At 67.5% G+C, this 20686-nt stretch carries 17 protein-coding genes; 9 read left to right on the forward strand and 8 right to left on the reverse strand.

The window, feature by feature from the left end:
• Window positions 1-58: 58 nt before the first annotated feature.
• Genes MNR00_RS02065 through MNR00_RS02075 form a run of 3 tightly spaced genes read left to right on the forward strand, consistent with a single transcriptional unit; the run spans window position 59 to window position 3659 of the window.
• Window positions 59-1561: a sugar ABC transporter ATP-binding protein gene (locus tag MNR00_RS02065; RefSeq protein WP_241927519.1), complete on the forward strand. Its 1503-nt coding sequence runs from the start codon at window positions 59-61 to the stop codon at window positions 1559-1561.
• Window positions 1561-2604, forward strand: coding sequence for an ABC transporter permease (locus tag MNR00_RS02070; protein ID WP_241927520.1), 1044 nt, complete (start codon window positions 1561-1563; stop codon window positions 2602-2604). Before MNR00_RS02065 ends, MNR00_RS02070 begins: the two co-directional genes overlap by 1 nt.
• A 59-nt stretch (window positions 2605-2663) precedes the next feature.
• Window positions 2664-3659 carry an ABC transporter substrate-binding protein gene (locus MNR00_RS02075; protein ID WP_241927521.1) on the forward strand — a complete coding sequence of 332 codons (996 nt, stop codon included), beginning with the start codon at window positions 2664-2666 and terminating at the stop codon, window positions 3657-3659.
• A gap of 222 nt (window positions 3660-3881) precedes the next feature.
• Here the strand turns inward: MNR00_RS02075 and MNR00_RS02080 are convergent, their stop codons facing one another.
• The 4 genes from MNR00_RS02080 to xylB are packed head-to-tail and all read right to left on the reverse strand — an operon-like array spanning window position 3882 to window position 8302.
• Complete coding sequence (locus tag MNR00_RS02080; RefSeq protein ID WP_241927522.1) at window positions 3882-4847, reverse strand: aryldialkylphosphatase; 966 nt, start codon at window positions 4845-4847, stop codon at window positions 3882-3884.
• Window positions 4848-4849: 2 nt separating this feature from the next.
• Window positions 4850-5782, reverse strand: coding sequence for a shikimate dehydrogenase (locus MNR00_RS02085; protein ID WP_241927523.1), 933 nt, complete (start codon window positions 5780-5782; stop codon window positions 4850-4852).
• A gap of 25 nt (window positions 5783-5807) precedes the next feature.
• Window positions 5808-6758, reverse strand: coding sequence for a phosphoglycerate dehydrogenase (locus MNR00_RS02090; RefSeq protein ID WP_241927524.1), 951 nt, complete (start codon window positions 6756-6758; stop codon window positions 5808-5810).
• A complete protein-coding gene (gene xylB / locus MNR00_RS02095; protein WP_241927525.1) occupies window positions 6758-8302 on the reverse strand; it encodes a xylulokinase in 1545 nt (514 codons plus the stop codon). The genes MNR00_RS02090 and xylB overlap by 1 nt, the downstream gene beginning before the upstream one ends.
• A 116-nt stretch (window positions 8303-8418) precedes the next feature.
• On the opposite strand from xylB, the gene MNR00_RS02100 reads away from it, so the two are divergent.
• Entirely contained in the window at window positions 8419-9039 is a 621-nt protein-coding gene (locus MNR00_RS02100) for a glucose-6-phosphate isomerase family protein (protein ID WP_241927526.1), read from the forward strand.
• A 110-nt stretch (window positions 9040-9149) separates the two neighbouring features.
• On the forward strand, window positions 9150-10526 hold the full coding sequence (locus tag MNR00_RS02105) for a sulfatase (RefSeq protein WP_241927527.1): 1377 nt from the start codon (window positions 9150-9152) through the stop codon (window positions 10524-10526).
• On the opposite strand, the gene MNR00_RS02110 is transcribed toward MNR00_RS02105, so the two are convergent.
• Genes MNR00_RS02110 through MNR00_RS02125 form a run of 4 tightly spaced genes read right to left on the reverse strand, consistent with a single transcriptional unit; the run spans window position 10502 to window position 15549 of the window.
• The gene (locus MNR00_RS02110; RefSeq protein WP_241927528.1) at window positions 10502-11938 is read right to left on the reverse strand and encodes a sulfatase-like hydrolase/transferase; all 1437 of its coding nucleotides are present in this window, start codon (window positions 11936-11938) and stop codon (window positions 10502-10504) included. The two genes, MNR00_RS02105 and MNR00_RS02110, sit on opposite strands and share 25 nt — an antisense overlap.
• Before the next feature lie 13 nt (window positions 11939-11951).
• Window positions 11952-13388 (reverse strand): sulfatase-like hydrolase/transferase, encoded by a 1437-nt coding sequence (locus MNR00_RS02115; RefSeq protein WP_241927529.1) that lies wholly within the window; start codon window positions 13386-13388, stop codon window positions 11952-11954.
• Complete coding sequence (locus MNR00_RS02120; RefSeq protein WP_241927530.1) at window positions 13385-14377, reverse strand: Gfo/Idh/MocA family oxidoreductase; 993 nt, start codon at window positions 14375-14377, stop codon at window positions 13385-13387. Before MNR00_RS02120 ends, MNR00_RS02115 begins: the two co-directional genes overlap by 4 nt.
• Before the next feature lie 41 nt (window positions 14378-14418).
• A complete protein-coding gene (locus tag MNR00_RS02125) occupies window positions 14419-15549 on the reverse strand; it encodes a substrate-binding domain-containing protein (RefSeq protein ID WP_241927531.1) in 1131 nt (376 codons plus the stop codon).
• A 227-nt stretch (window positions 15550-15776) separates the two neighbouring features.
• Here MNR00_RS02125 and MNR00_RS02130 point away from each other — a divergent pair, with 227 nt between their 5' ends.
• Genes MNR00_RS02130 through MNR00_RS02145 form a run of 4 tightly spaced genes read left to right on the forward strand, consistent with a single transcriptional unit; the run spans window position 15777 to window position 20650 of the window.
• Window positions 15777-17075 carry an extracellular solute-binding protein gene (locus MNR00_RS02130; RefSeq protein ID WP_241927532.1) on the forward strand — a complete coding sequence of 433 codons (1299 nt, stop codon included), beginning with the start codon at window positions 15777-15779 and terminating at the stop codon, window positions 17073-17075.
• The gene (locus tag MNR00_RS02135; RefSeq protein WP_241927533.1) at window positions 17072-18037 is read left to right on the forward strand and encodes a sugar ABC transporter permease; all 966 of its coding nucleotides are present in this window, start codon (window positions 17072-17074) and stop codon (window positions 18035-18037) included. Before MNR00_RS02130 ends, MNR00_RS02135 begins: the two co-directional genes overlap by 4 nt.
• Window positions 18038-18045: 8 nt before the next feature.
• The gene (locus tag MNR00_RS02140; RefSeq protein WP_241927534.1) at window positions 18046-18933 is read left to right on the forward strand and encodes a carbohydrate ABC transporter permease; all 888 of its coding nucleotides are present in this window, start codon (window positions 18046-18048) and stop codon (window positions 18931-18933) included.
• Between the two features lie 7 nt (window positions 18934-18940).
• A complete protein-coding gene (locus MNR00_RS02145) occupies window positions 18941-20650 on the forward strand; it encodes an alpha-L-fucosidase (protein ID WP_241927535.1) in 1710 nt (569 codons plus the stop codon).
• Window positions 20651-20686: the final 36 nt, after the last annotated feature.

A 20686-nucleotide genomic window follows, 5' to 3' on the forward strand; every position in this document is an offset into this window, starting at 1 on the left:
CGATGTTTAGAATGGTTCCGTCGGAATCATCAGGGCCTCCAAGGGAGCAGGTGCAGGCATGAGTGACCCCATCCTCACGGTGGAGGGAATCAGCAAGGGATTCCCCGGCGTGCAGGCGCTCCAGGACGTGAGCCTTGAGGTCCGTGCGGGCGAGGTGCTCGTGCTCGTCGGCGAGAACGGCGCTGGCAAGTCGACTCTGATGAAGATCCTCTCGGGCATCTACACCCGTGACGAGGGAACGATCACGTTCGAGGGCGAGCCGGTCGAGTTCACCGGCCCGCTGCAGGCGCAGCAGCTGGGTGTCACCATCATCCATCAGGAGCTGAACATGATGCCCGACCTCACGGTCGCGCAGAACATCTACATCGGACGCGAGCCAACGGCTGGTCCTTTCGTCTCAGAGCGTCGACTGAACCAGCAGACCGAAGAGCTGCTCGCCCGCCTCGAGATCCGCCTTGACCCGCGTGAGAAGGTCGGAAACCTCACCGTCGCCGAGCAGCAGATGGTCGAGATCGCGAAGGCGCTCTCGTTCAACGCCAAGGTACTCATCATGGATGAGCCCACCTCCGCGCTCACCGACACCGAGGTCGAGACCCTGTTCACGCTCATCGAGCAGCTCAAGACCAAGGGCACAGGGATCGTCTACATCTCGCACCGGATGGACGAGCTGCGACGTCTCGCGGACCGGGTCTCGGTGCTGCGAGACGGTCGGTACATCGGATCTCTCGAGAAGTCCGAGATCAGCATCCCCACGATCATCGAGATGATGGTGGGGCGCGCGATCGATGAGGGCGCACGGCCCGCATCCCGCGATTTCAGTGCCGAGCCGGTCGTCCTGGATGTGCAGGGGCTGTCGACCAAGGCGCTGCTCAAGGACGTGTCGTTCCGGCTGCACAAGGGCGAGATCCTCGGATTCGCCGGCCTCATGGGTGCCGGTCGCACCGAGACGGCGCGTGCTGTCATCGGCGCCGACCCTCGTGATGCCGGCACCATCACGGTCGACGGCAGGCGCCAGCGCATCCGCCGCCCAGAGGACGCGGTCAAGCGCGGCATCGGCTACCTGTCGGAGGACCGAAAGATGCTCGGCCTCATGCTCGAGCAGAGTGTGACCTTCAACACTGTGCTCGCCTCGCTCGGGTCCTACGCGAACGCGATCGGCTGGATGGGCGACCGCGAGGCGAAGAACAAGACCAAGGACTACGTGCAGCAGCTGCGCGTGAAGACGCCCTCGGTCAACCAGGTCGTCAAGCTGCTGTCCGGGGGGAACCAGCAGAAGGTCGTCATCGCCCGATGGCTGATGCGCGACTGCGACATCCTCATCTTCGACGAGCCCACCCGAGGCATCGACGTCGGAGCGAAAGAGGAGATCTACCGTCTGATGCAGCAGCTCGCTGACTCAGGCAAATCCATCATCGTCATCTCGTCCGAGCTGCCGGAGCTGCTCCGCATCGCGAACCGCATCGCCGTGTTCGCGAACGGAGAGGTCACCGGCGAACTCGCGAACGACGAAGCCACCCAGGAGAAGATCATGCACCTCGCGGCGCACGGAGAGGACAACTGATGAGCAACTCGACGACGACAGTCGTGCAGACAGCGGTGTCCGAGAACACTGACAAGGGCCGCATCGCCGCAGCCCTGCGCAACTCGTTCCAGCAGTCCCTGGCCCTTGGCACCCTGGTGGTGCTGTTCGTGTTCTTCGCGATCTTCGGATCGAACTTCACCTCAGCATCCAACATCGAGAACATCCTCATGTCGACGGTGCTCGTCGGCGTTCTCGCGCTCGGCACGACGTTCGTGATCGTGACCGCCGGCATCGACCTGTCGCTCGGCTTCGGCATGACGCTGTGCTCGGTGATGATGGGCACGATGATCACCGGCTGGGGACTCCCGGTCTGGGTCGGCGTGCTCGGCGCGATCGCGACCGGCGCGCTGATCGGCCTGATCAACGGCGTGAACATCACGTTCCTGCGCCTTCCCCCGTTCATCGCAACCCTGGCGATGATGATGATCGCCCAGGGCCTGGCCCTCGTGATCTCGCAGGTGAAGCCGATCACGTTCGCCCCCGAGACCCGCACGCAGGTCACCAACATCGTGCAGTTCGACCCGGTGCTCGCGGCCTCGGACGGCTACTTCGCCAGCCTGCCGTCCGGCGTGCTGATCTTCATCGTCCTCGCGGTGTTCGCCTACCTCGTGCTGAACAAGACGATCCTCGGCCGTTACACCTTCGCGATCGGCTCGAACGAAGAGGCGACCCGCCTGTCGGGTGTGAACACCCGCCGCTGGACGATCATGGTCTACGTCTTCGCCGGTCTGTTCATCGGCATCGCCGGTGTGCTGCTGACCGCCCGTCTCGGCTCGGCGCAGCCGACCGCCGGAGCGGGGTACGAGCTGCAGGCCATCGCGGCCGTGATCATCGGCGGCACCTCGCTGATGGGCGGTCGCGGATCGATCGTCGGCACCGTCATCGGCGCGTTCATCATGAGCGTGCTGATCAACGGCCTGCGCAGCATGTCGATCCAGACCGAGTGGCAGTACATCCTCACCGGTGTCGTCATCCTGATCGCCGTGTTCTTCGACTCGCTGCGCAACCGCGGCAAGAGCTGACCGAATTCTCTTTTCCCCCGTCCACCGAGAATCACCCTGAAAGAACGATGGAGTTTCACATGAAGTACGGAAAGAAGATCGCCATCGCGGCGGTCGCGACCCTGACTGCGCTGTCGCTCGCCGGCTGCTCGACCGGCAAGGGCGACGAGCCCGCTGCCGGCGGGGACGAGGGCGGCGAGAAGACCATGTCGATCGAGCTCGTCTCGAAGGGCTTCCAGCACCAGTTCTGGCAGGCCGTGAAGACCGGCGCAGAGCAGAAGGGCGAGGAGCTCGGCGTGAAGATCACGTTCGAGGGCCCCGGAGCCGAGACCGAGATCGAGAAGCAGCTGCAGATGCTGCAGTCGGCGATCGACCGCAAGCCCGACGCGATCGCCTACGCGGCGCTCGACCCCGAGGCGTGCATCCCGGCGCTCGACAACGCTGCGGCAGCCGACATCCCGGTCGCCTACTTCGACGCTCCCTGCAACAGCGAGGTTGGCAAGACCCTCGCCGCGACCGACAGCAAGGTCGCCGGCGGACTGGCTGCAGAGCACATGGCAGAGCTGATCGGCGGCGAGGGCAAGGTCGCGATCGTCGGCCACTCGCAGATCAACTCGACCGGTGTCGAGCGTCGTGACGGCTTCGTCGACAAGATCAAGGCCGACTACCCGAACATCGAGATCGTCGACATCCAGTACGGCGATGGAGACCACCTGAAGTCGGCTGACATCACGAAGTCGATGCTGAACGCACACCCCGACCTCAAGGGCATCTACGCCACCAACGAGGGCTCGGCTGTCGGTGTCGCCAACGCTCTGACCGAGCTCGGCAAGACCAGCAAGGACATCATCGCGGTCGGCTTCGACTCCGGCGCCGCGCAGATGGACGCGATCAAGAGCGGCGTGCTCGCCGGCGCGATCACGCAGGACCCGATCGGCATCGGCGAGACCGTCGTGCAGGCGGCCTACGACCTCGCCAACGGCAAGGAGGTCGACGAGTTCTACGACACCGGTTCGTACTGGTACGACGCGACGAACATCGAAGACCCCGAGATCGCCGCAGTTCTCTACGAGTGATCTGATCCGGATCGCCTGATCTGAATCGATCTGGGCCCCTCGCCTTCGGGTGAGGGGCCTTTTCGTTCGGCGCGCTCCCTTCGGATGCTCAGCCCCTTGCGCCGTGCTGCTGTCGCCGAGTGCACCGGATGCTGTCGAGTGCACGGCCTGTTGACGTGAAGTACCCGTGCACTCGGCGAGATCCCGTGCTCTCGACGGAGGGGGAGGAGCCGAAACAGCGAGTCAGGGGCGCAGGGGCAGGAGGCGGGCGGGGTTCGCCTCCAGCATCCGATCTGTTGCGGCATCGCCGATCAGGGAACGCAGCCGCGGGAGGTACCGCTCGCCGAGGTAGGCGAGGCCTGGCATCCCGCCGTATGAGACGTACCGCGTGGCGCGGGCGACATCGCCGCCGAGCAGCACCCGGTCGCCTCCGCCGCCGTCGACGACGGCCGCGGTCAGCGTCAGCAGCTCCGCGTCCGAGCGCGTGCGCGGCCGTGCGAAGCCGTCGTAGCCGAGGTACGCGCCGCGCTGAGTGAGCGACAGGTGCAGCCCGGGGTCGGGGTCGCGGTCGGCGTGTGCGAGCACGACGCGGTCGGATGCCACGCCGCAGCTCACCAGCAGGTCGAGCACCTCGTGGGCGGCGGTGCAGAACTCCAGGTGCACCATGACCGGAGCGCCGGTCGCACGATGCGCGGCGGCCACAGCCTCAAGGGTCACCCGCTCGAAGGTGCTGATGCGCCAGTAGCCGACGCCCGCCTTGAGCATGCCGGCGCGCACCCTGCCGTTCGCAGCACGCGCCGTGGCGACCTCGGGAGAGACGAAGATGTCGGCGTCATCGGCAGGCATACCGTTCGTGATGTCGGCGGTGAACAGCGCCGTCAGGCGCTCGACGTCCCACACCTGCATCGGGTGGTCGTCGCCGTAGTGCGCCTCACGGTGCAACCCAGTGGTCGCGATCACGCCTAGACCGGTCGCCGCGCTGATCCGCGCGACGGCCTCGGGGTTGCGTCCCAGGCCGAACGGCGTGGCATCCACCATCGTCAGAAAGCCGCTCGCCTTCAGCGATGCGGCCTCCGCGCCGGACGCGGCCTCGTCATCGAGCTCGTCACCGGGAAGCAGGGGCGAGACCTGGAAGAGATGCTCGTGGTAGTCCACGCGGCCCAGCGACGCCGCGGCGACATCTCCGAGCACCGTGCGCACCGCAGCCATGATCAGCGCACCGACTCCGCAGCGGCCGCGAGCTCTTCGACGACGGCCGGCGTGAGCGAGATCTCGAACACGTCGGCGACGACCTGCGACCAGCCGTGGATGAAGTACCGCCAGCCGTCGACGACATGCAGCCCTCGATCGGCTGCCTGTGCCCGCGCCTGGTGCAGGAACTCCAGCGAGCCGCGGTAGTTGAACTCCCACACCCAGGCATCCGCCGGGAACACGACGGCGTCGCTGAGCGGGGAACCGGGTCGATCCTTGCCGAGACCGGTCGCGTTCGCGATCACCGACCCGGCAGGGGCCGCCGCGACCACGGCGTCAGCATCCGACGCGGTCGGCGTGAGCACGTATCGGATCAGGCCGTCACGCGTGCCGTGCTGGCGGTGCACCTCACGCAGGTGGTCGAGCTTCTGCTGCGACCGGTCCGTCACTGTCACGAGCGCCGGTGCATCCTCGCGCTCGGAGAGCGCCCAGCTGAGCGCAGTGCCCGAGCCGCCGGCGCCCAGGATCACGACCTCCGCGCCGGTGCGCGCGAAGTGGTCGGCTGGCAGGAAATCGTTCATCGCCAGGTCGACCGTGATCGGATCCTTGGCGCGGCCGATCAGCCGCTCGCCGCGCTGGGAGATGCTCGAGACCTCGCCGCACGAGACCGCGAACGGGTCGAGTTCGTCGAAGAGGTCGGATGCTGCCGCGTAGACGTTCATCTTGTGCGTCGTCACGAGGGCGCCGCGGTGGTTCGGATCGTCACGGATCTGCTCGACCATCGCGCGGTACTGCGACGGGTCCGCGTCCATGGGCAGGTCGTGGCCGACGAGCGTGCGGGTCGGCAGCCCGAGGATGTCGGCCCACAGGGGGAAGACGCTCATGATCGACGATGACCCTGTGGTCACGCCGACGAAGCCCATGTATCCGGCAGAGGGAGTGGCGGTGGTCATCGGGATCTCCTAGCGGGTTACGGGCCTAGTGGGTGACAGGGTAGGTCGGGGCGTCGCCGCGCAGCACGGCGAGAACCTCGTCGAGCGACATGGCGCCCATGTTGTCGACGGCCTGGGTGGTCTGCGCGGCGAGATGCGGGGTGACGATCACGCGGTCGGCGAGGTCGGTCGCGAGCAGCGGGCTGGCGCTCGCCGCGGTGTCGCCGTCGAGCGTGTCGGCGGCGTAGCCGGCGAGGATGCCCTCGCGCAATGCGTCGGCGACCGCGGCCTCGTCGATCAGGTCCGGCCGCGCGGTGTTCACCAGCACGGTGCCGGGGCGGATCTCAGACAGGCGAGCGGCATCGACGAGTCGCTGCCCTCCTGGCGCGTGCAGCGAGATGACGTCGGCGGTGCGGAACAGCTCGTCCAGGTCGGCCGGTTCTGCGCCGGTGTTGCGGATGTCGTCCGCGGGTACGTAGGGGTCGGATGCCAGCATCCGAGGTTCGAATCCGCGCAGCCGCGCGGCGACACCCTGCCCGATCCGGCCGAAGCCGACGATGCCGACGGTCGCGGCGCCCAGTTCTCGCCCGCGGCGCACGCTCCAGTCGCCGGCGCGCACGCGCCGGTCGCCGTCGGGGATCGTCCGAAGGGCCGCGAGCATGAGGCCGATCGCGTGGTCGGCGACGGCGCTCGCGTTCGCGCCGGGGGTGTTGGTGACGGGGATGCCGCGGGCGGCGGCCGCAGCCAGATCGACCGCTTCGTAGCCGACGCCGTAGCGGGCGATGACCTTGAGCTTCGGGGCGGCGGCGAGGTGCTCGGCGGTGACGGGGCCGGTGCCGGCGATCCAGGCATCGGCGCCGTGCAGCAGGGAGCGCAGCTCGGTCGGGTCGTGGTGCGCAGGGCCGCGCATGATGCGGTGACCGGCCGCGGCCGCGCGCTCGACGAGGTCGAGGTCGCCGTCCGAGAACGAGCGGCTGGTGACGAGGATCACGGCCATCAGCGGGTTCCTTCCTGTTCGGTCGCGCCGGCGCCTTCATGACTGCGCTCGAGGCCGCGCGGAGCCCTCGCGAACCACGGGGCGAGCGCCGTGTAGGCATCCGCGAAGCGGGTGTGCCGTTCCGCGTAGATCGCATGCCTGCCGGCATCCGGAATGAACTCCGCCGTCACCTCGCTCAACGCGCGCGCGGCTGAGAACTCGGCCAGCCCGAGACCGACCGCGGCCGTCACGGCGGCGCCAAGACTGTTCGCCTCTTCGACGATCGTGCGGCGGCGCACCGGAACGCCCCAGACGTCGGCCAGCACCGACAGGTACGCATCGCTCTGCGCTCCGCCGCCGACCGCGTCGATGCCGTCGATCACCGCTCCGGACTCGCGGAACGCCTGGATGCAGGTGAGCAGGTTGAACGCGGTGCCCTCGAGCACGGCCCGCACCAGGTGCGCACGTGAGTGGTGCCGGCCGATGCCGACGAACGCGCCGCGGGCGCTCGGGTCCCAGATGGGGGAGCGCTCACCGAGCAGATACGGCAGGAAGTAGAGGTCCTCGGTGTCGATGTCCGCACTGGCCTCGGCCGTCAGGCGTCCGGTCTCTGGGTGCGCGGGATCCGGCGAGAGCGCCTCGGAGATCCACTGCACCGAGGCGCCGCCGGCCTGCATGGTCGCGGTGGGCACGAAGCCGCCAGGCACGACGTTGTCGAACGTGAAGGTGCGCATCAGCGGGTCGTGCAGCGGGGCATTGGAGGCGAATGAGATCCATGAGCTGGTGCCGAGACACACGTACGCGCCGTCTTCGGGGGCGACGATGCCAGAGCCGACGGCGGCCATCGGGCCGTCGCCGCCGCCCATCACGACCTGCACGCCGCTTCCGAGTCCCAGTGCGTCTGCGGCGGATGCTGTCAGCGTGCCGACGATGGCGGTGGAGTCCAGTATCTCGGGGAACAGCGTCGGGTCGAGGCGCGCGGCTGCGAGCACTTCCTCCGACCACGTGCCGCGCTGCTGGTCGTAGGCGTTCGTCCCGGAGGCGTCCGAGCGGTCGGTCGCCAGACGCCCGGTGAGGCGCAGCACGATGAAGTCCTTCGCGACGCAGGTGCGACGCACGCGCGCCCAGACGTCGGGCTCGTTGTCGCGCACCCACATGATCTTCGACACCGAGTAGGTGGGGTTCAGTCGGTGGCCGAGCACCCGGTAGGCGTGCTCGGCGCCGAGTGCCGCTTCGAGTTCGCGCTGCTGGGCGCCCGAGCGGGTGTCGGCCCATATGATCGCCGGCCGCACTGGCTCTCCATCAGCATCCAGCAGCACCGCGCCCATCATCTGGCCGCTCACGACGAGCCCGACGATGTCGGCGGGGGCCGTTCCTGTGCGAGACAGCAGCTCGCGGGTCGCGGCGACAGTGGCATCCCACCAGTCCTGCGGGTTCTGCTCTGCGACGCCGCCGGCCGAGAAATGCGCGGGGTAGGGGACGGTGACGGATGCCACCAGCCGGCCGTCTGCATGGTGCAGGGACGCCTTGTCGCCGGTGGTGCCGAGGTCGTGCGCGATGATCACAGTTCGTCCTGTCTCGCCGTCTCGCTGGTTCGCGTTCTCGTCGTCTCGGTGATGCCGAGTTCCTGTTTCAGGCTGTTTGGAGTATACCTGTAATTACAAGTTACCAGGAGGCCCCCGTGAGCACCCATCCCGTCGTCGATCTCCCCGTTCCGCTGCTGATCTCGCCCGAGGGCGGCATCGAAGGGCGCTCGCGCCGGTATGAGAAGTTCCTCGGTGACATGGCCGGCGTCTACCACGATGAAGCCGCTTGGCAGGCTTCCGTCGCCGCCCGCGGCGCCGACGAGCTGATCTACTGGGTCGACGACCATCGGTATCAGGACGGGGTCGATGGTCCTGGTGCGCTGATCATCGGCACCAGCACGCTGCTGCCTGGGCGTTACGGCTCCGAGTTCGCCGTCACCCGCGGGCACCTGCACGCCATCGCCGACCGCGCCGAGCTGTACTACTGCCTGAGCGGCCGCGGCGTGATGCTGCTCGAGACGATCGACGGACAGTCCGAGGCGGTCGAGCTCACGCCCGGCAAGGCCGTGAACGTGCCTGGCCACTGGATCCACCGCAGTGTGAACACCGGTGACGAGCCGTTCGTCACGCTGTTCTGCTACGCCGCCGACGCAGGTCAGGACTACGCCCTGATCGCGGATGCCGGCGGCATGAAGAGCCTCGTCGTCGCCGACGGCGACGGCGACGGCTGGAAGCTGACGCCGAACCCGGACCACACGGGCTACCGGCCGAGCTGAGAAAGGATGTTGAATCCTCCCGTCCTGAGCGCCTTGACTGGGTCCTGACCCGCAACAGGCGGCAGCAGACCGGAGGCCGTATGCCCCATCGACCGAACATCGTCGTCATCATGGCCGATCAGTATCGTGCCTCCTCCCTAGGGATACTCGGTGAGGACCCGGTGCGCACACCGCATCTGGACGACCTCGCTAGGACCGGATGCCTGGTGACGCAGGCGGTCAGCTCGTATCCGGTGTGCAGCCCGCATCGTGCGATGTTCCTCACTGGCATGCGCCCCGACGTCAATGGGGTCGGGTTGAACGTCAACTCCGAGACCGCGCAGGATGGCGTCGGGCTGCGCGACGGCCTGCCGACCTGGGCGAGCACCTTGCGCGATCACGGCTGGCAGACCGGGTACATCGGCAAGTGGCACCTGGAGCCACCGACCGTTGATGACGAGCGGTTCGGCGAGGGGCGCCGCGAAGACGGCAAGGTCTGGGACGCCTGGTCGCCCCCGAATCGGCGCTTCGGGTTCGACTTCTGGTATTCCTACGGTGCGGCCGATCGTCACCTCGCCCCGCACTACTGGAGCACGCACGCCGGTCGCGACGAGCGCATCGACGTCGACCGCTGGTCGGCCGAGCACGAGACCGATGTCGCCATCGAGTTCGTGGAGCGTGAACGGGACGCCCCGTTCGCGCTCATGCTGTCACTGAACCCGCCGCACCAGCCATTCGATCAGGTGCCCGACCGGTACCGCATCCACTGCGCCGACCTCGATGAGCGCGAGTTGCTGAACCGGCCCAACGTGGCCCACGGCACTGAGGCTGCGGCTGAGGCGGCGGCGATCGCCCGAGACTATTTCGCCGCGATCGCGGGAGTCGATGAGCAGGTCGGTCGCGTGGTCGCTGCCGTTTCGATGATGAGGACGACTCGTCCGACGGTGATCCTCTTCACATCGGACCACGGCATGCAACTGGGCAGTCATGGCCTGATCTACAAGAACGTTCCGTTCGAGGAGTCGATGCGGCTGCCGCTGATCGTGCACGCCCCGGGACTCGTGCCCCCCGGCCGTGCCGAGGTGGTCGTCGACTCGCTCGACTTCGCGCCGACGATCCTGGGGTTGGCGGGCGTGTGCGCCTCCGACGCCCGCGTCGTGGGACGGGACAGGTCGGCTGCGCTGAGAGGGCATGCCGCCCCGGCATCCACGGACGCGTTCGACGATGCCACCATCTACCTGCGCCATGCATCGCGATCCGACCCGAGCAGTGCCCGCGGTCTTCGCACACCGCGCGGCAAGTTCGTCGCGACCTGGGTGCCGGCTGAAGGACTCGACGTGCAGTTCTTCGACCTGGTCGCCGACCCGTACGAACGTCGCAGCGCGCCGGATCGCGACGACACCGCGGTGTACGCCCTGGCACTCGACGACGCCCTCGGCTCAGCATGCGACCGTTGGGAAGGGCGCGCAGCGCTCGCCGCGCGCTACGCCGTGGGCGTCGCCGGCTGACGCAGCGGGGGCAGTCCCACTTCGGTGCGCCAGTGCTCGTGGGCGCGCCGCAGCTCGTGCACAACGTCGCCGTGCGCGTCGAGCAGGTTTTCGCGCTCGCCACGATCGGATGCCAGATTGCTCAGGAACAGTCCGTCGCCGGTCGTGGTGTGCTCGAGATCGCGCACATAGCGGGCGGTCTCGGAACCACCGTCCACCGATAACAGCTTCCAGTCGCCGCGACGCACAGCCCACTGCCAACCGCAATCCCAGTGCAGTTCGCGCGGGGGATGCGCTCCCTCGTCAGTCGGGCTGCTCGTGGCATCCGTCATCGCGTCGCCAGTCAGTACAGGGCGCAGGTCGATGCCGTCGGCATCCGCACCCGGCGCCGCCTCGGCGGCGGCGCGGAACGTCGCCGCCAGATCGAGGGCGCTGATCGGCTCACCCACCGTGCTGCCGGGCGTGGTGACGCCGGGCCAGCGAATGAGAAACGGAACGCGGATGCCGCCCTCCCACAGCGTGTACTTCGTGCCGCGGAGATCGCCGTTGTCCCCGTAGTTGCACTGCGATCCGCCGTTGTCGGTGAGGTAGACGACGATCGTGTCGGATGCTGCGCCGGAAGCGTCGAGTGCATCCAGTACCCGACCGATCGCCCGGTCCATGAGCTCCAGCTGCGCGAGGTAGTACGCGCGGCCGTTCGGGAGGTTGGGGCTGATCGCCCCGTCGTACCAGTCGACGTACTCGGAGGCGCCAGGATGCCAGTCCTCGAAGGTCGGCAGACCCCTCGCCTCGCGCTCGGCCTCGGGCAGCTGCCAGGCGAAGTTGTGCACGGCGTTGAACGCGACCATCGCGAAGTAGGGCTGAACATCCGGCTGCCGCTGGATGAAGTCGATCGCCCTGTCCGCGATCTCGTCGGTGGTGAAGCCGTCGAACTCGGACGTCTCCTCGCCGGAGTAGAACGGCTGCACGCCCATCGGGTGCGCAGCCTCGCCGTATTCGGCGACGGCGCTCTCGGTGTGATGCAGGTAGTGCAGACGCCCCATCGACTGCCCGGCGAGCCCGTAGAACGACTCGTCGAAGCCGTGATGCGGCGGGGCACCGCGGTCGGCGACCGTCTCGTCTCCGTAATGCACCTTTCCGAAGTAGCCGGTCGCGTACCCGGCGTCCCGCAGCTGCTCGGGGACCGTCGGAGCAGCGCCGATGTGGGAGGAGTCGAACCACAGGCCGCCCCAGCGCTGCTGATACTGCCCGGTGATCAGCCCCGAGCGGGAGGGCGAGCAGATGGGCGCGGTGACGTAAGCGTCGCTGCAGGTGGCGCCTTCGGCGGCGAGTCGGTCCAGCGTCGGCGTGTGCACGCCCGCTGTGCCCTGGGCGGAGCGATCGGCGTAGCCGTGGTCATCCGAGATGATCAGCAGGATGTTCGGGAGGGGCATGGTGTCTCCGGGATCAGGGCATCAGGGTGGCGGCGGCGCCATCCCAGGCGGGCGGGCCGAAGGCGCCGAGCGGATCGCCGTCCAGCGGACGGGTCTGCCCTGAGCCTTTCACTGGAAGCGCCGCTCCATCGGCCTCCGGGCGGGCGTGTTCGGCGAACCAGTCGTGCAGCATCCGTCGCAGCCGAGCCACCTCATCCACTCGGTCCGGATCGTCGACGATGTTGCGGCGCTCGCGCGGATCCTCGACGAGGTCGTACAGCTCATGCGGACCGTAGGGGGAGCGATGCACGTACTTCCGGTCGCGCGTGCGGATCATGCGTGCGGGGCCGTATTCGCTGTGAACGACAATCGGACGCTCATCCGCCGAGCTCTCGCCGCGCAGCTTCGACGCGAAGCTGCGGCCGGGGCCGGTCTCGAAACCCGCGGGGTCGAGGCCGAGCAGATCGAGCAGCGTGGCGGGAAGATCGTATGCGCTGAGCAGTTCATCGCAGACTCGGCCGCTGGGCACCAGATCGGGCGCGGCGACGATGAACGGCACCATCACCGACTCGTCGTACATGTTCATCGGGAACGTGCCGTTGCCCTTGCCCCAGAATCCGTGCTGTCCGCAGCTGAAACCGTTGTCGCTGAGGAACACCACGACGGTGTCCTCCTCGACTCCGTGTGCGCGCAGCCGATCGAGCACTCGGCCGATGGCGGCGTCCATCGCCGTCACGGCGGCGAAGTAGCCGATCAGTGCTTCACGCGTGTCGGCTTCACCGCCGATCGGGGCGCCGTCGAGGGTCTGCAGCCACGGATGGGGGTCCTCCTGCGGGCACGTGTCGAAGGCGCAGTCGCGGTAGAGATCGGTGAACTCGTCGGGGTGCTGGCCGGCGAACGGCTTGTGAGGGGCCGTGAAGTTCACCGCGAGGAAGAAGGGCTCCGCGCGCTCGTGCTCGGCATCGATGAACGAGATCGCATCGTCGGCGATGACGTCGGTCAGGTAGCCGGTGACGTGCTCCGCAGTGCCGTCGCGGTACATGACGGCGTCCTGGTAGGGGCTGCCGCCGCCTTCCAGCGCGTACCAGTGCACGAATCCGGGGCGTGGCACGTCGTTGGCTCCGAGATGCCACTTGCCTGACAGTCCCAACCGATACCCGGCATCCGCCAATGCGTCGGTCAGCGTGGGCAGGTCGCCGAGATGATCTCGACTCCCGCTACCCACATGAGCGCCATCGAGATAGTCGTGCACGCCGTGCGACGAGGGGATCTGCCCGGTCAGCAGGCTGGCACGTGCGGGCGAGCACACCGGAGACGCGCAGAAGAAGCGATCCAGGCGCGTGCCGCGACGAGCCAGATCATCGAGCACAGGGGTCCGGATCTCGTGGTTGCCGGCCGCGCCCAGCGCCCACGGGCCCTGGTCGTCGCTCATGATGACGATCAGGTTGCGCTGCGGCTGTGGCTGCGTCACGCCACGATCCCCTGCGGCAGCAGCGACAGCGCAGACCCTTCGGCGGAGGACCGGTAGGCGGCGAGCACGAGCTCGACGACATGCCGGGCATGCGCCACCGATACGGTCGGATCCGCGCCGCCGATCACCGCGGCGAAGTCGGCGAGCTGCGCCGTGAACGCACGCTGGATGTCTCCCGGCGCGCTTTCGTGCACCACGCGCGAGCGCCCGTCGATCTGAACGATCGTGCCGCGTCGCGGATCCACCTCGATGACGCCGTCGTCGCAGACGATCGCCATGGTGTCGGCCCGGGTCGCCGGGTCGCTGACGACCGCGATGCTCACACCCACGCCGTTGTCGAGGCGCAGCAGGATGGCGCCATCCGTCTCAACCGGCGAGCCGAACCGATTCACGGTGCTCGCCAGCATCTCCACGGCCCGCCCCCCGCCGAGCCACAGCGAACGATCCAGGCAATGCCCACCGATGTTGATCAGCGCTCCGCCGCCTGCGATCTCGGGGGAGAAGAACCACGGTGACCGAGTTCCGGGTCGGTAGTCGGTGCTGCGGTTGTCGCGGATCATCCGCACGGCGCCGAGTTCGCCCGAGGCGATGATGCGCTCGGCTGCGACCTTCTCCGGCATGTAGTGCTGGATATGCCCGACGGTCAGTGTCACGCCGGCTGCGTCGCATGCCGCGATCATGCGGTCGCAGTCCGCGACGGTGGTCGCCATGGGCTTCTCCACCATGACGTGCACGCCCGCAGTGGCCGCATCTTCGGTGATCGGCAGATGCAGCGAATGCGGAGTATTCACGATGACGGCATCCACGACACCGGCGTCGAGCATCCGACGGTGATCGTCGAAGACCGCGGCACCGGTGCCGGATGCTGCTCGACGCCCGGTCTGCTCATCGATGTCGCAGACGGCGGTGAGCTCCATCCCGTCCAGCTCCGCGGCTGCTGCGACGTGGAACGGCGCGACGGCCCCCGCTCCGATCAATCCGATGCGCACGTGCTCTCCTCTTCGATGGGATCCGGTGTCTTCAATGGCAGTCAATGGCCTTCGTGCCGATCGGCCGCGCCGCAGGAACGACGCACGACGATCCGCGGTCGCAGCCTGATCTGATGCAGAGGGCACTCGTCGCCCTCGATGAGACGACGCAGCATGACATCGGCCGCCATGCGTCCGATCCGGTACTTCGGCGGGGCGACGGCTGTCAGCGGCACCTCGGCGAGGTCGGCGACCTCGTCGTCGTACGAGACCAGGGCGACGTCATCGGGAACACGGATGCCACTGCGCCGAGCCGCTCCCTCGAGCATCGCCGCCTCGCGATCGCCGAACACGAGCGCTGCGGTGGGTTCGAAGTCGCGCAGCGCATGAAACGCGGACTCCGCGGAGTCCGCCTCCCACGCGGACTTCGGCTGCGAGAACTGCAGTCCGGGGACGAGGCCGAGATCGGCGATCGCCCGTCGATAACCGTGTGCGACACCGTACTCGGTGACCGTGCGCGAACGGGTCAGCAGGGCGATGCGGGTGTGGCCGAGGCGCGCGAGATGCGCGACCGCGTCGTACGCGCCGGCGGCGTGGTCCGAGCAGACGTGCTCGGTGGTGTCCGCAGGTCCGATGTCGTGCAAGCTGCGTTCGACGAGCACCACCGGCACCGGAAGCGCCATGAGCGCGTGGGCGCGTGCCAGCGGGTCATCGATTCCGGTGAACGTCGGAGCGAGCAGAAGCCCATCGACGCCGGTGTCCAGGAGCGACCCGATGGCATCGTCCTCCCGGTCGGGGTCGTAGCGGTAGGTGGCGAGCTGCAGCGAAGCACCTGCGGCCGAGAGCGCCTCATCGATCCCCTGCAGCACCCGCGGATAGTAGAGCTGGGTGTCAGGGAGCAGCACGCCGATGCGCCGGCGCACTCGTTCCTCGCGGGGGCGCAATTGTGCGACGAAGCTGCCGGCGCCCTGCCGACGCACGACGATGCGCTCGGCGACGAGTTCGTCGAAGGCCCGTCGAACGGTCGTCAGCGACAGGCCGGTCTCCTTGGAGAGCTCCTGCTCGGTCGGCAGCTTCTGTCCGGCCGTCCAGGTGCCTGCGAGGATGCCGCGACGAAGCTGGTCGGCGAGGATCTCGAACTTCAGCCCGCGGGTCTCCGCATCGCGCACCGCTGCACCACGTTTGCCTGCCATGCCCATCCTCCGTCGACTTTCTACGATTCTGATGCCTGAGAAGAGAGGAATAAAGACGTATTTTCGGATTGCTCCTCTCGACGGAACGCCTCGATTGCCGTCCCTAGGATGGTGAAGCTCACTCACTTCGTCAGTGATTTGGAAATACCCCTTGAATACTCACTTCGATGGGGCTGAGAGTCGAGCACCATAGGCGATGGCGCCTCTCTCAGACGGAAGGAAATCCGATGGCGAATATCCGAAGGCTCACAGCAGTCGCCCTCATCAGCGTGCTCGCACTCAGTGCGACCGGGTGCGCAACTGCCGCAGGCGATGACAAAGCCAGCGCAGGGGACTCGTTCACGTACTGGTCGATGTGGAAGGAGGGTGAGGCGCAGCAGAAGGTGCTCGCAGAGGCGATCGCCGATTTCGAGAAGGAAACCGGCATCGAGGTCGACGTCGAGTGGATGGGCCGGGACAACGTCAAGAAGGTCGTCGCCACGCTGAACTCGCGCAAAGTGCCCGACCTGATCGACGGATCGTACGCGAACCTTGCGCCCATCCTGGCCGAAGCAGGACAGGCGGCGCCGCTGACCGACGCATTCAAGGCGGATGCTGGCGATGCGGCTGTCAATGACGTCATCCCGAGCCAGTACCTGGGAGTCAAGGGCCTGTACCTCGACGACGGCGAGCCGTGGATGCTGCCCTATTCGCTCTCGTCGGATGCGATCTGGTTCAACGCCGCCGCGCATCCCGAGCTGGCCGAGACGCCGCCGGCCACCTGGGATGACTTCATCGCCACGCTCGAGCAGTTCAAGGCCGAGGGCGTCACGCCGATCGCCGCGGACGGTGACATCCCCGGCTACAACGCGTACTGGTACAGCTCCGCGATCGTCCGCATCGCCGGTGTCGGTGCGATGCGCGACATGGCGGCCGATGAGACCGGTGAGGCCTGGGAGTCGCCCGAGGCGCTGGAGGCGGCCAAGACTGTCGCGCAGCTCGTGGACGGCGGCTACCTCGCTCCCGGGTACGACGCCAGCAAGTGGCCGGCGCAGCAGCAGCTCTGGGCGGACAACGGCGCCGCTCTGCTGTTCAACGGCAGCTGGATTCCCACGGAGACGGCGACGTACGCCGCCGACGGCTTCGAATACGCCTCGTTCCCGTACCCGAGCCTGACCGGTGAGAACTACGCACGGTCCGACTTCGTGGGCTTCGCGGTGCCGAAGAAGGCCGACGGCTCGGCCGCCGCACAGCAGTTCGCCGCGCACCTCCTCGGTGCCGACTACCAGCAGGCGCTCGCGACGGATGCCAAGGTGCTGCCGATCCGCGACGGGATCGACGTGTCCCCGGAGCTGGCGACGGTTCAGAAGGCACTCGCCGAGGCGGACGAGCTCTACCAGCAGAATGACGGCATCGCGTTCTCCGGCTACAACGAGAAGCTTTTCTGGCCGGCATCCGATCGGCTGTTCCTCGGCAAGACGACCCCGGAGCAGTTCGTCCAGGAGATGAAGACGGGCCAGATCGAATACTGGGAGAACAACTCGTGACTGCGGTTCTGCAGCGCCCGGCCGCCCCTTCGGGGCGGCCGGGCCGCCGGCCCGAGCTCGTCTCGCGGGGGGATTCGATCACCCGCGAGCGGAAGAAGCTGTTCCTGCCGTTCGTCGGACCTGCGCTGGCGTTCTACACGATCCTGTTCGTCGCACCGACGGCGTACGCAATCTGGATCAGCTTCACCAAGTGGTCCGGTGGCGACGACATGACGTTCGTCGGGCTGCAGAACTACGTCCGGCTGTTCAATGACAGCCTGTTCATGAAGTCCTTCGGGAACACGCTCATCCTGCTGTTCGTCGTCGGGGCTGCGATCTTCATCATCGCCTTCGCCCTGACGCTCGTGCTGCGCGACATGTGGGGCAAGAAGGTCGCCCGCTCGGTGATCTTCTTCCCGCACCTGGTCAACTCGATGATCTTCGGCGTGCTCGCCGGATTCATCCTCAATCCCGGCGGAATCGTCAACGTGACGCTGGGATGGCTCGGCGTGACCGATCCGCCGCCATGGCTGGCGCAGCAGAACATCTTCCCGCTGGTCATGGTCATGATGACCTGGGTGACCACGGGCTACTACACCACCATCCTCATGGCGGGCGTGGATCGCATCCCGCAGTACTACTACGAGGACTGCGCGCTCGCCGGCGCGAACGCGTACCAGCGGCTGCGCCACGTCATTCTTCCTCTGACCTGGGATGTCTTCGGGACGTGCGCGGTGCTGTGGACCATCTCGTCCGTGAAGATCTTCGAGATCATCTGGGTCTTCGGCGGAGCCGGAGGAGCGGGCATGCCCCCGACCGACGCGTGGACGACGGCTGTGTTCACCTACGTGACCGCCTTCTCCGGTCAGTCGATACCCGCCTACGGGGCCGCCACCGCCTCGGCCGTGCTGTCGCTTCTTCTCGTGTCCGTCCTGGTCTTCCTGCTTCGTCGTGTGATGAAGCGGGAAGCCGTCGAGTTCTGAGGATCACCATGACCACTGAACTTCTCGTAGCCGGCAGGCCCCGCCGCCGACGCGCCGCCATCGGTCAGGAACGCAGCGTCCTTCGCACCGTCGGACTGATCCTGCTGTGGGCGTTCGTCGTGCTCAATGTCGCGTGGATGGTGTGGATGGTCATCCAGGCCTTCCGCGACACCCGCTCGATTCTGGCCGACCCGTGGGGGCTGCCCACCTCGCTGGATCCCGTCAACTTCGTCACCGCGTGGACAGCGGGTGACTTCGCGACCGCGACCCTGAACAGCACCGCGACCACGCTCATCTCCTCCGCTTTGACAGTGGTGATCGCAGCGCCGGCCGCCTACTACCTCGGGCGGGTCGAGAACCGGTTCACACAGTCGCTCACGATGTACTTCGTGCTCGGCCTCGGCATCCCGGCGCAGGTGATCCTCATCCCGCTGTTCGTGATGCTCGACCGCATCTATCTGACCGACAGTCTGATCGGGCTGAACCTCGTCTACATCGGCGTCTCGATGCCGTTCACGGTCTTCCTGCTGACGGCGTTCTTCCGGTCTCTGCCCACCGAGATCGAGGAAGCAGCTGCGCTGGACGGCGCCTCGGCGGCGGGAACTTTCTGGCGGATCACCCTTCCGCTCGCGAAGGGCGGCATCCTCACCGCCTTCGTCCTGCAGCTGATCGCGCACTGGAACGAGACACTGCTCGCGCTGACCCTGCTGCAGTCGACTGAGACGTACACACTGCCGGTCGCGCTGATCGCCTTCATCCAACAGCAGACGTACTCGGGTGCGGACTGGGGCGGGCTCTTCGCCGGTCTGTGCATCGTGGTGCTGCCCATGCTCGCGATCTATCTCTGGCTTGGCCGCCGCCTCACCGAGGGGCTGACCCTGGGCATGGGGAAGTGATGTCGGCATGGTGACCGAAGACGTCGCGCCGGTCCATGTCTCCAGCGGATCGCATCAGCGGACGCTCGCGTGGCGCCGTGCCGCTCTTGGTGCATTCGTGCACTGGGGACCCTCTGCGATCCTCGGCGGCGAATGGCGAGGTGAGCAGATCGAGGGTCTCAGCGAGTGGATCCGGTACCGTGCGCGCATCCCCGCCGACGAGTATCGCGCCCTTGCGGCGCAGTTCGACCCGACGTCCTTCGACGCGCGCGATTGGGTGTCACGGTTCGTCGACGCCGGGGCACGCTACCTCGTGTTCACCGCGAAGCACCACGATGGATTCGCGATGTATCGTTCGCGGGCCAGCGACTTCAACATCGTCGACGCGACGCCGTTCCGGCGCGACGTGCTGATGGAGCTCGCGGAGGCGTGCCGCGATCAGGGCATCGGACTGGGCGTCTACTACTCCCAGATGATCGACTGGGACGACCTCGACGCCACCGGACCGCGGGCGAACGAATGGGACCGCCCCACCAGGGAGCGGTCGTTCGACCGCTACTGGGCCGGCAAAGCCATGCCGCAGCTGCGCGAACTGCTCACCGGATACGGCGACCTGGCATCCGTCTGGTTCGACATGGCCGCGGGAATGACCGCCGAGAATGCGCGGGAAGCCCTGTCAGCGGTGCGCGAGCTGCAGCCCGGCGCCGTGATGAACAGCCGCCTGGGCCCTGTCGAGGCGGACTTCACCTCGATGAACGACAACTACGTCGACAACGTCCCACCGCGCACGCCGTGGGAGCTGGCGATCACGACCAACGAGACCTGGGGATACTCCACGCATCCCGGCAGGTGGAAGTCGACCGCGCAGCTGTGCAGGACGATCGCGCACGTCGCGGCACGAGGGGGGAACACGCTGCTCAACATCGGCCCCGACGGGCTCGGCGCATTCCCGGAGACCACGCGTGAGCAGCTCGCCGGCGTCGGCGAGTGGATGCGCCGGGCGGCTCCCGGCATCCGAGGGGTGCGGCCCTCGCCGCTGCAGAGTGATCTCGAGTCCGCGGATCTGACCGCGACGGACGATGCGCTGTACGTGCACTCCTACGCCTCCGAGGCGAGAACTCTCGTGATCCCGGGGCTGCTGTCCTCGCCGGAATTCGTTCGTGACCTCGCGACCGGGGCGTCACTGCCCCACGGGCTGCGCGATTCAGGGGTCGGCACCGAGCTGGCGATCGACGTCCCGCCCACCACGGGTGATCTGCCCGCGACGGTCGAGGTCGCATTCAGTGCCCCGCCGGAGATGGCAGAGGGCATTCAGCAGGCTGGACAGAGCCCCTCGGTGCTGCTCAGCACGGCGAGCGCGCACCGCGATGATCAGGGCGGGCTCCACTGGGACGTGCGGATCGCCGACGCGGGAGAGTACGACGTCGTCGCCGTCACTCGGGAGACCTCGTTCAGCCATGACCCGCAGTGGTGGGCTGACCGGCAGCGGGGCGTGCTTCACGCGGGAGACGCCGTGATCGAGTTCGCGCTATCCGATGATGCCCGCGAACCCGATGACGTTCTCGTGTTCTGGGAGCGGGTCTGCAGTGCGCTGGGAACCTTCACCGTCATCGAACCGGGCGCTCAGCGGATCAGCCTTCAGGGGCTGCGCGTCGTCGACGACAAGTGGGACGCCGACGGGGTGAACCTCGCGGGCATCCGCCTGCAGCGACGCGCACATCCGCACCCCCATGCGTGACGGCAGGGCCATGCACGCTGCACCCCTCATCGTCTC

The sequence above is a fragment of the Microbacterium sp. H1-D42 genome, assembly GCF_022637555.1.
Taxonomy (GTDB): Bacteria; Actinomycetota; Actinomycetes; order Actinomycetales; family Microbacteriaceae; genus Microbacterium.

Excerpts from the sequence above, each read along its gene's own strand:
- MNR00_RS02090 (WP_241927524.1), bottom strand. The coding sequence starts at position 6,758 with ATGGCCGTGATCCTCGTCACCAGCCGCTCGTTCTCGGACGGCGACCTC.
- MNR00_RS02145 (WP_241927535.1), top strand. The coding sequence starts at position 18,941 with ATGGTGACCGAAGACGTCGCGCCGGTCCATGTCTCCAGCGGATCGCAT.
- MNR00_RS02075 (WP_241927521.1), top strand. The coding sequence starts at position 2,664 with ATGAAGTACGGAAAGAAGATCGCCATCGCGGCGGTCGCGACCCTGACT.
- MNR00_RS02105 (WP_241927527.1), top strand. The coding sequence starts at position 9,150 with ATGGCCGATCAGTATCGTGCCTCCTCCCTAGGGATACTCGGTGAGGAC.
- MNR00_RS02080 (WP_241927522.1), bottom strand. The coding sequence starts at position 4,847 with ATGGCTGCGGTGCGCACGGTGCTCGGAGATGTCGCCGCGGCGTCGCTG.
- MNR00_RS02065 (WP_241927519.1), top strand. The coding sequence starts at position 59 with ATGAGTGACCCCATCCTCACGGTGGAGGGAATCAGCAAGGGATTCCCC.
- MNR00_RS02130 (WP_241927532.1), top strand. The coding sequence starts at position 15,777 with ATGGCGAATATCCGAAGGCTCACAGCAGTCGCCCTCATCAGCGTGCTC.
- MNR00_RS02110 (WP_241927528.1), bottom strand. The coding sequence starts at position 11,938 with ATGCCCCTCCCGAACATCCTGCTGATCATCTCGGATGACCACGGCTAC.
- MNR00_RS02140 (WP_241927534.1), top strand. The coding sequence starts at position 18,046 with ATGACCACTGAACTTCTCGTAGCCGGCAGGCCCCGCCGCCGACGCGCC.
- MNR00_RS02070 (WP_241927520.1), top strand. The coding sequence starts at position 1,561 with ATGAGCAACTCGACGACGACAGTCGTGCAGACAGCGGTGTCCGAGAAC.
- MNR00_RS02125 (WP_241927531.1), bottom strand. The coding sequence starts at position 15,549 with ATGGCAGGCAAACGTGGTGCAGCGGTGCGCGATGCGGAGACCCGCGGG.
- MNR00_RS02085 (WP_241927523.1), bottom strand. The coding sequence starts at position 5,782 with ATGACCACCGCCACTCCCTCTGCCGGATACATGGGCTTCGTCGGCGTG.